The organism is Pseudomonas sp. PI1 (genome assembly GCF_000812405.1).
Classification (GTDB): domain Bacteria; phylum Pseudomonadota; class Gammaproteobacteria; order Pseudomonadales; family Pseudomonadaceae; genus Pseudomonas; species Pseudomonas citronellolis.
Genome location: NZ_JWMC01000005.1, coordinates 19,049 through 28,325 on the forward strand (window position 1 = coordinate 19,049; position 9,277 = coordinate 28,325).

Genomic DNA, 9,277 nt, shown 5'->3' on the forward strand with positions numbered 1-9,277 from the left:
GCGGGGCGTGAGCCAACGGGCGTGAGGGCACGAGGGGAAACTGCGCGGCAGACGCGGGCTGCCGATGCCGATCCGCGGTCGTTGGACGATGTGGCCTGGCCTCGCCAGGCGCTGGTGGATGCGCGGCTGGGCCGCGCCGCTCCGGTGCCTTCGCGGCATCGGGGTGCGGGGACATTCTTGGGGGCGGGAGGAGGGGAGTCGCTTGATATAGGTCAGGCGGTTTTTTTGACTATTCGCCTTGATGTAGGAATTTTCGTATTTTTTTGATGGTTGTCAGATTTATGGCGTCAGAAAATATTCAGTGACAATTGCCTCCCGCAATGCCGCTTCCCACAACGCCTTCAGGGGAGGTGGCGATAAGCCATGCAAGCTGTGGCCGAGCTGAAAATCGCGATCTTGATGGTCTCCGCCACGCCAGGAGGGGCGACCGACGCTTTCTGAAACGCTCCCGGCGTCTACGCTTTCCGAGTGCATTTGACTATGGAGGGCAGTTCCGTGGCGTTCAGGATTCCGTTGTTGACCTGTGCCTTGATTTCGTTTTCGGGGACGCTGTCGGCCCAGACCATCACCTGGACCGGGGGTGCCAATGACGGGGGAAACTGGAATACCCCCGGCAACTGGGACCTCGGCGTGGTGCCGGGCGCCGCGGACGACGCGCATATCTTCGGTATTCCCGGTTCGCAGCTCGCCACCGCCACCGACATCACCATCGACGCCGGCTCGCTGGAGCTGACCGGCCGCGCCGGCCTGAACCTCAATGGCGCGGCCTCGGCCGGCGGCGGTAGCTACAGTCTCGAGGGGACAACGCCGGCCGCGCCGGGCAACCCCTACAACGCCATGCATTTCGCCGGTTCGTCCACGGCGGCGAACGCCACCATCACCGTCGTCGGCAATACTCCGGGCGACCTGTTCAGCGGTTCGCTGGTGCAGTTCGTCGAGAATTCGACGGCAGGCAACGCCAACCTGTCGGTCGAGGGCGAGGGCCAGATCAACTTCGCCGGCGCCTCCAGCGCCGGCAGCGCGACCATCGTCAACGACGACCGCGGCCTGACCTCCTTCACCCAGACGTCGAGCGCCGGTTCGGCAACCATCACCAACAACGCCGGCGGCGTGACTTCGTTCAGCGGCTCGTCCAGCGCCGCTGGCGCCACCCTGGTCAACAACGCCGGCGGCGTGGTGAACCTGGCCAGCGGCATGGCGTTGTCCATTGGCTCGCTGAGCGGCGCGGGCTCGGTCTACCTGTCCAATTCGGCGCTGACGCTGGGGGCGCTGAACCGCGACGACGTCATTTCAGGCGTCATCCAGGACGGCACCTCGGCGGCCATCAACGCCTACCGCCAATACCTCGGCCAGCAGCCCACCAACAGGACCGGAGGAAGCCTGGTCAAGGCCGGCACGGGCACCCTCGTGCTCACCGGCGACAACACCTATACCGGCGGCACAACGATTTCCGCCGGCACCCTGCAACTGGGCGACGGCGGCACCTCGGGCTCCATCGTCGGCAACGTGCAGGACGACGCCCGGCTGGTGGTCAATCGCTCGGACAGCCTGACGCTCGCCGGCAACATTTCCGGCACGGGGACGCTGGAGCAGGTGGGCGCCGGCACCACTGTCCTCACCGGCAACAACAGCTATGCCGGCGGCACCACGATTTCCGCCGGCACCCTGCAGCTGGGCGACGGCGGCACCTCCGGGTCGATCGTGGGCGACGTGCTGAACGACGCCACGCTGGCATTCAACCGCGCCGACGCCTTGACCTTCGACGGCAGCATCTCGGGGACCGGCGCGGTCAACCAGATCGGCACCGGCACCACCCTGTTGACCGGCGACAACCCCTACAGCGGCGCCACTACCGTCAGCAGCGGCACCTTGCTGGTGGGCGATGCGGCCCATGCGTCCGCGGCCCTCAGCGGCGGGGGCGCCGTGCAGGTGGCGGCCGGCGCGACCCTGGGCGGCTATGGCAGCGTGCAAGGCCCGGTGAGCAATGCCGGGACCCTGGCGGTGGCCGACGCGGCCTTGCCGGGGCAGGGTACGGGCGCCTTCGTCATCGGCGGCGCATTGAGCAACGCCGGGCTGGTGCAGCTCGCCGGCACCGGCGTGGGCAACAAGCTGACGGTGGGGAGCTACGCCGGCCAGGGCGGCCGGATCAACCTGAACACCGTGCTCGGCGGCGACGCCTCGCCCACGGACCAGCTCGTCATCGACGGTGGCAGCGCCAGCGGGCAGACCAGCCTCCAGGTCACCAACGTCGGCGGCCTCGGCGCCGCCACGCCGGGCAACGGCATTCTCCTGGTCAACGCGGTGAACGGCGCCACCAGCGAGGCCTCGGCGTTTTCCCTGGGCAACTCGCTGGAGGCCGGGCCCTACCGCTACAGCCTGTACCGCGGCTCGCGCGACGACTCCGCGCCGGACTCCTGGTTCCTGCGCTCGCAACGCGAGGACGACAGCGCCACGCCGCCGCCGACGGGCGGCCCCGTCACGCCCACCACGCCCGACTATCGTCCGGAAACCTCGTTGTACGCGGCCATCCCGTCCCTGGGCCTGACCTATGCCCAGGCCATGGTCGACAGCCTGCACGAGCGCGTCGGCGAGGAGAACCGCAGCCTGGAGGGCACCCTTCAGCAACGGCCAGCGGGCGACGGCCCGCTGGGCTGGGGGCGGATGATCTACCGCAACGGCCAACAGGATCGCGAGCACTACGGCCAGTACGGCGAGATGCCCAAGTACGACTACCAGATCAGCGCCTTCCAGGTCGGCCTCGACCTGTTCCAGCGCCAGATGGACGATGGCAGCAGCGACCGGGCGGGGCTGTCCCTGGCCTTCGGCAACATCAAGGGCGGTGTCGACCACTACGACCACCGCGACGCCGGCGACGACACCCTGCGCGGCTACAGCCTGGGCGGCTACTGGACGCACTTCGGCGCCAGCGGCTGGTACCTGGATGGCGTGCTGCAATACACCTACCTGGACATCGACGCCAACTCCAGGCAGACCTACGACCTGGACAGCCATGGCCAGGCCTACACCGCCTCGCTGGAGGGCGGTTACCCGTTCGAGGTCGGCCGGGACCTGTACGTCGAGCCGCAGCTGCAGGCGACCTACACCCGCCTCGACCTGAGCGACAGCCGCGACAGCGCCGCCAGCGTGCGCTTCGACGACAGCGAGTCGCTGGTGACCCGCGCCGGCGTGCGCCTGGCCAAGGACTGGCTGGCCCCGGCGGGCCAGTCCAGCCGCCGCGTCAGCCTGTGGCTGCGCCCCAGCGTGCTGCATGATTTCCAGGGCGAATCGAAGACGCGCTTCTCCTCGGCCGATGGCGACGTGCCGTTCAAGTCCGACATCGGCGGCAGCAGCGGCGAACTGACCTTCGGGGTGGACGTGCAGGCCGACAAGCGCACCAGCTTCTTCGCCACCGGCGGCTACCAGCAGGCCTTCGACGGCGACGCCCACGGCTACAGCGGCAACCTGGGGTTCAGGGTGTTGTTCTGACAGGGCCGATGGGGTGTAACGACCGGCATCCCGAGCCCCAACGGGATGCCGGAAAGGGCACCTGGATCGCGACGCTATTTCACCAACGCCTTGTCGCCGTCCTCGCGCACCCAGAACAGCACCGCGCCGGCCACTGCGGCGGGCATGGCGACCAGGTTGACCAGGGGGATCAGCAGCGCCAGGTAGGTGATGCCGCCGAAGCCCATGCAGGCCCAGCGCTTGCTGCGCAGCCAGGCGAGCATTTCGTTCCAGCCCGGTTTGTGGTTATCGGGGGCGGCGACATTCAATGTCGGGTGAGCGACGCGCCTGAATATCGAGAAATTAGCGGATCTCACACCTGGGGGCGCTATTATGCTGTGCCACTAGCCAGTACCGGTGGGGCAACGCTACCCAACCTGTCACAAGGCTACGGATGCCATATCTGATTTCGCCAAGGAATGCTGATGCTCTCGCTCCGACTGTTGTGCCTGCTCACCTGTGTCGCTCTCGCCGCTTGCTCGATCCCCTACAAGACCCCCGATGCCCAAGCCCGGATCGAACATGACCTGAACATCGCCCACGGCGATATCGTCAGCATGGCCGAAACCAACTTCTGCGCATTCAACTATGGCCAGGAAGCTTTCTGTCGCGCCGAAATCGGGCTGGGCGTTTTGACCCATAAAGGGCTGATCCTTGCCACCTACAGCTTCGGCCAGTACAAGACTTGGCTGACCCTACGCCCCGATGACGTGCTCTGTGGCAGGACTGACACCGCGCGGGACGCCCCTGAATCGTTCGTGATGTTCACCCGCAACTATGCTGCGATGATCATCCCGCTTGATGACAAAGGCCAGTTCAACGGGCCGATGCACGGACAGATCAATGATTACCTGCTATCGAAGGGGCAACCGCTGTTGATTGGCAACGCGGGCGCCTTCACGCGACCCAGCGAACGGAACAAAGTGATTGCGGGAATGATCCCGGGAACGAATCTGCCATACGCGACCGAGGTTGGGTTCCGCGAGGCGTATAACCCCTGCCAACAGTGACGCTGGGGCCATCTGGACATGCTTGCCGGAGTAGCTCCCCTATCTGGTGCGGGCAGTTGTGAACACTATCTTGGTCCCCTGGGGGCGCGGGTTCGCATTGGGCGGGGTCTCCCGGCTTTGCCTGGGATGGGGCGGAGGTCTTCCGGGATGGCTCGCCTGAGGTAGTAGATGCCCGAGTCCGAATGCCGGAACGGCTGAGCGATGAGGGCCATGTTCTGTACCTGCCTTCTGCATCAATCAGCAGGAATCCGGCTGCTTATGGCTCAACTGTCAGGCATCCAGAGCGAGGACGCCGGTCTACTTCACCAGCGCCTTGTCGCCGTCCTCGCGCACCCAGAACAGCACCGCGCCGGCCACTGCGGCGGGCATGGCGACCAGGTTGACCAGGGGGATCAGCAGCGCCAGGTAGGTGATGCCGCCGAAGCCCATGCAGGCCCAGCGCTTGCTGCGCAGCCAGGCGAGCATTTCGTTCCAGCCGAGCTTGTGGTTGTCGGCCGGGTAGTCGATGTACTGCACGGCCATCATCCACACACCGAACACCAGCCACAGCGGGGCGGCGATGATGTTCAGGCCGGGGATCAGGCTGAGGACGAACAGGGCGATGGCCCGCGGCAGGAAGTAGCCGAGCTTGCGCAGTTCGCGGGCGACGGTGCGCGGCACCATGGCCGCCAGTTCGGCCCAACTGAAGGCCGGGAAGTCGTCCTGGCCGCGCACCACCACCTCGACCTTCTCGGCGAGGAAGCCGTTGAACGGCGAGGCGATCAGGTTGGCCACCAGCGTGAAGCTGAAGAACAGGATCAGCAGCACCAGCAGGACGAACAGCGGCCAGAGGATGTACTGCAGGAAGTCCAGCCACTGCGGCAGGCTGGGCATCAGCCAGTCGACCCAGTGGCTGAACTGGTTCACCGCGAAGCCGATCAGGCCGACGAACAGCAGCAGGTTGACCGTCAGGGGCAGCAGCACGAACAGGCGCAGCCCCGGGCGCATCATGAGTTTCAGGCCTTCGCCGAGGTATTGCGGGCCGCTCAGGGTGGGCATGGAACATCTCCGTAGGAAACCAGCTTGCGACCTTAGCAGGGCCGGCGCGGGGCCGCGAGCCGTCTGTTTTGCCTGTTGTGTGGCGGTCAGGCGCGGTAGCGGCTGTAGTGGTTGCGCTGCTGCTTGGCGCGGTACATGGCGCTGTCGGCGGCCTGGAGCAGGCCGTCGGTGTCGCCGGCGTCGGCCGGGTAGAGGGCGATGCCGATGCTGGCGGAGAGGAATTCCAGGCGCTGCTCGCCGGCGTGGTAGTCCTGGTTGAGGCAGGCCAGCAGGCGCCCGGCCAGGGCTTCGGCGGTGCTGCAGTCGACGCCTTCGAGGATCACGGCGAACTCGTCGCCGCCCAGGCGGAAGGCCATGTCCGGCTGGCGCAGGTTGTTGCGCAGGCGCTCGCCCACGGCGACCAGCACGGCGTCGCCGGCGGCGTGGCCGTAATGGTCGTTGACCGGCTTGAAGTGGTCCAGGTCGATGTACAGCAGGGCCAGGCCGGGGCCTTCGGCGCAGCGCTGCAGGGCCAGGGGCAGCTGTTCGCCGAAGGCCTTGCGGTTGCCCAGGCCGGTCAGCGCGTCGCGGTAGGCGAGGTCCAGCAGGCGCTGCTGGTAGGCCACCTGCAGGCTGATGTCGCGGAGGATGCCGCGGAAACCGCAGAACTGCCCCTGGGCGTCGACTATCGGCGAGACCTTCGTCTCGAAGACCATGCGCTGGCCGTCGCGGCGCTTGAAGGGCGCGGCGAAGGTGGTTTCCTGCTCGCCGTCGCGCACCTGCTGGTAGAGCCCGCGGGCGCGCGCCACGTCCTGTTCGTCGAGCAGCTCCCGGTAGGAGTGGCCTTCCACTTCCTCGGCGGCGTAGCCGAGCAGGCGGCAGAAGGCGGCGTTCACCGTGAGCACCACGCCGCTGTCGTCCATTTCGAAATAGCCATCGCGGATGCTGTCGAGGATGGCGCGGTCGCGTGCCTCGCTGCGTTCCAGGCGTTCGAGCATCTGGTTGACCTCGCAGGCCAGCTGGCCGACTTCGTCACGGCCCATGTCGGCCAGGCGGGCGGGGCCGGCGGTGTCGGCGCCGATGTTCGCCACCCCGCGGTTGAGCCGCTGCACGCGGCGGATCACCCAGAACTCCAGGACCAGGTAGGCCAGCAGCAGGCCGGCGAGGGTGATCAGCAAGGTCATGCCGAGGAACAGGCGGATGGCCTCCTGGCCCTGCCGGTAGGCGACCCGCGACTTGTTGATGGCCAGGCTGAACTGCGGCGTGTCGGCGGAATCGAGGAACAGCAGGGTGGCCTGCTGGGTGTCGGCGTCCAGCACCCGCCGCGGGCTCAGCAACGCGCCGCCGTTGCGCCCCGGCACGTGCAGGGCGCGCCAGCCGTCGCCGGGCGTCACCCCGGCTTGCACCTGCAGGCGCGCGTCCATCTGCTCCTGCAGGGCGTTCACCCGGCGCTGGTCGAGCAGGTAGCCGGCAACGATGGCGCCGACCGGTTCGGCCTGGCCCAGGTTGTCGCTGATCGGCTGGCTGAGCAGCAGCAGCGGGGTGCCGTCCACCAGCAGCCATTGCGCCAGGCTGCGCGACGGGTCGCCCTGCAGGTCCAGCACGCCCAGGTCCAGGGCGCTGCGCAGCAGGGCCTGGCGCAGCCGCTCGGGGCTGGGCGCGCCGGTTATCGCCTGGGGCGCGGCGAGCCGCGCCTCCTCCCAGCGCTGGGCGACGACGCGGCCCTGGCGGTCGAGGTAGAGCGCGAAGTCGAAGCCCAGGTTGCCGAGCATGTCGATGTCCAGGTTCTCCCGCACGAACCCCGGCGTGGGGTGCGCCACGAAGCGGTAGCTGGCATCCCACCAGGCATAGCTGCGCAGCAGGTCCAGGTGGCGCTTCTTCTCGAAGGCCAGGCGGTTGTCGAGCACGCGCACCTCGTCGTACAGGCGCTGGCGGTCGTCGCGGTCGAAGCGCGCGAGGAGGATGTGTTCCGACAACTGCCAGATGCCCAGCAGGATGAGGGCGAGCAGCGGCAGGAACAGCAGGAGCAGGCGGTTTCTCAGAGTCATGCCGGGCACGCAGGTGGCGGGTGGAGAGGGGCGGACCTCCTGAGTCTAGTTGGCCCGCCGCGGGAGATAGGGGGGCTCTATCGGAGGCATTGAGATTGGGCATTTCGCCTGGGCCCGCGCGGGCTATACGCTGCGCGGCAATCTCCAGTCGCGAACTGACCGGCCGGCGAAGCGGGATGTCCCTGACTTATCTCAAGGTGGTATTGGGAAACGTCTGACAGACTTCAGGCCGTGGATGACTCCACGGCAGCGTCGCCCGCTCCTGACGGCCCTGTCTTCCTCGCGATCTGTGCGTTTAGCGGGAGCTGCCGCTCCTCCCAGCCTTCCCCCAGGTACCTTGGCAGCTCCCTTTTCTTGTTCGACGAGGAGTCAGTCATGCCTGAAGTTCGTCACGCCCGCGTCATCATCCTGGGCTCCGGCCCCGCCGGTTACTCGGCCGCCGTCTATGCCGCCCGCGCCAACCTCAGGCCGCTGCTGATCACCGGCCTGCAGGCCGGCGGCCAACTGACCACCACCACCGAGGTGGACAACTGGCCCGGCGACCCCCACGGACTCACCGGCCCGGCGTTGATGCAGCGCATGCAGGAACACGCCGAGCGCTTCGAGACCGAGATCGTCTTCGACCATATCGACGCCGTGGACCTGGCCGGCAAGCCGTTCGTGCTCAAGGGCGACAGCGGCACCTACACGGCCGATGCGCTGATCATCGCCACCGGCGCCAGCGCCCGCTACCTGGGCCTGCCCTCGGAAGAAGCGTTCATGGGCAAGGGCGTTTCCGCCTGCGCCACCTGCGACGGCTTCTTCTACCGCAACCGCGAAGTGGCGGTGGTCGGTGGCGGCAACACGGCGGTGGAAGAGGCGCTGTACCTGGCCAACATCGCCAGCAAGGTGACCCTGGTGCACCGCCGCGAGACCTTCCGCGCCGAGAAGATCCTGCTGGACAAGCTGCGCGCCCGTATAGCCGAAGGGAAAATCGCCCTGAAGCTGAACGCCCGGGTGGAAGAGGTGCTGGGTGACGACATGGGCGTCACCGGCGTGCGTCTGCGCAACAACGATGGCAGCGCCGAGGAATTGAAGGTGGACGGGCTGTTCGTGGCCATCGGGCATACGCCGAACACTTCGCTGTTCGAGAACCAGCTGCAGCTGAAGGACGGCTACCTGGTGGTCAACGGCGGCCGTGATGGCAACGCTACCGCTACCAGCATCCCCGGCGTGTTCGCCGCGGGTGATGTGGCTGATCACGTCTATCGCCAGGCCATCACCTCGGCCGGCGCCGGTTGCATGGCGGCGCTGGACGTGGAGCGCTACCTGGATTCGCTGTAACGGCCCCAAGAGCCGGCGTGCAGGACGGAGCCCCGCTGGTCGGGGCTTTTTCCTTTTTGGGAGGAGGATGCCCGAGCTTTCCTGGAACTGTAGGAGCAACTGTCTTGCCGGCTGCACCGAGGTGCTCTTCGTAGGATGGGTTGAGCCTGCGAAACCCATGCGGTGGCGGTGATGGGTATCGCTTCGCTCAACCCATCCTACGAAAAGCGTTTCGGCACAGACCGTTGACCAATGAGCCCCAGGCCCTCCAGCCCCCAAGAAAAAGCCCCGCATCAGCGTAATGCTGTTCACTTAAGAAAGGATGCCGTTTCTCTGCCTGGGGGAAACGGTATTTTCATATGGCTGGGGCTATGGCTTGGCTTGCGAACGCGGAAA

At 66.9% G+C, this 9,277-nt stretch carries 5 protein-coding genes and 1 pseudogene; 3 read left to right on the plus strand and 3 right to left on the minus strand.

The window, feature by feature from the left end:
* The first annotated feature begins 528 nt into the window (after positions 1–528).
* Positions 529–3,486 carry an autotransporter family protein gene (locus RN02_RS01395; RefSeq protein ID WP_161796233.1) on the plus strand — a complete coding sequence of 986 codons (2,958 nt, stop codon included), beginning with the start codon at positions 529–531 and terminating at the stop codon, positions 3,484–3,486.
* Positions 3,487–3,560: 74 nt separating this feature from the next.
* On the opposite strand, the pseudogene RN02_RS31955 reads toward RN02_RS01395, so the two are convergent.
* A pseudogene (locus tag RN02_RS31955) lies at positions 3,561–3,755 on the minus strand (EI24 domain-containing protein); the annotation flags it as partial.
* 174 nt (positions 3,756–3,929) lie between these two features.
* Between RN02_RS31955 and RN02_RS01400 the strand changes: the two are divergent.
* Complete coding sequence (locus tag RN02_RS01400; RefSeq protein WP_043312687.1) at positions 3,930–4,514, plus strand: hypothetical protein; 585 nt, start codon at positions 3,930–3,932, stop codon at positions 4,512–4,514.
* A 297-nt stretch (positions 4,515–4,811) separates the two neighbouring features.
* Here RN02_RS01400 and cysZ read toward each other — a convergent pair whose 3' ends face one another.
* Complete coding sequence (cysZ, locus tag RN02_RS01405) at positions 4,812–5,552, minus strand: sulfate transporter CysZ (protein ID WP_043312688.1); 741 nt, start codon at positions 5,550–5,552, stop codon at positions 4,812–4,814.
* 86 nt (positions 5,553–5,638) lie between these two features.
* On the minus strand, positions 5,639–7,579 hold the full coding sequence (locus tag RN02_RS01410; protein ID WP_043312694.1) for a sensor domain-containing diguanylate cyclase: 1,941 nt from the start codon (positions 7,577–7,579) through the stop codon (positions 5,639–5,641).
* Positions 7,580–7,954: 375 nt separating this feature from the next.
* Here RN02_RS01410 and trxB point away from each other — a divergent pair, with 375 nt between their 5' ends.
* Positions 7,955–8,902, plus strand: a complete 948-nt coding sequence (trxB, locus tag RN02_RS01415) for a thioredoxin-disulfide reductase (protein WP_043312690.1) — start codon at positions 7,955–7,957, stop codon at positions 8,900–8,902.
* Positions 8,903–9,277 lie beyond the last annotated feature (375 nt).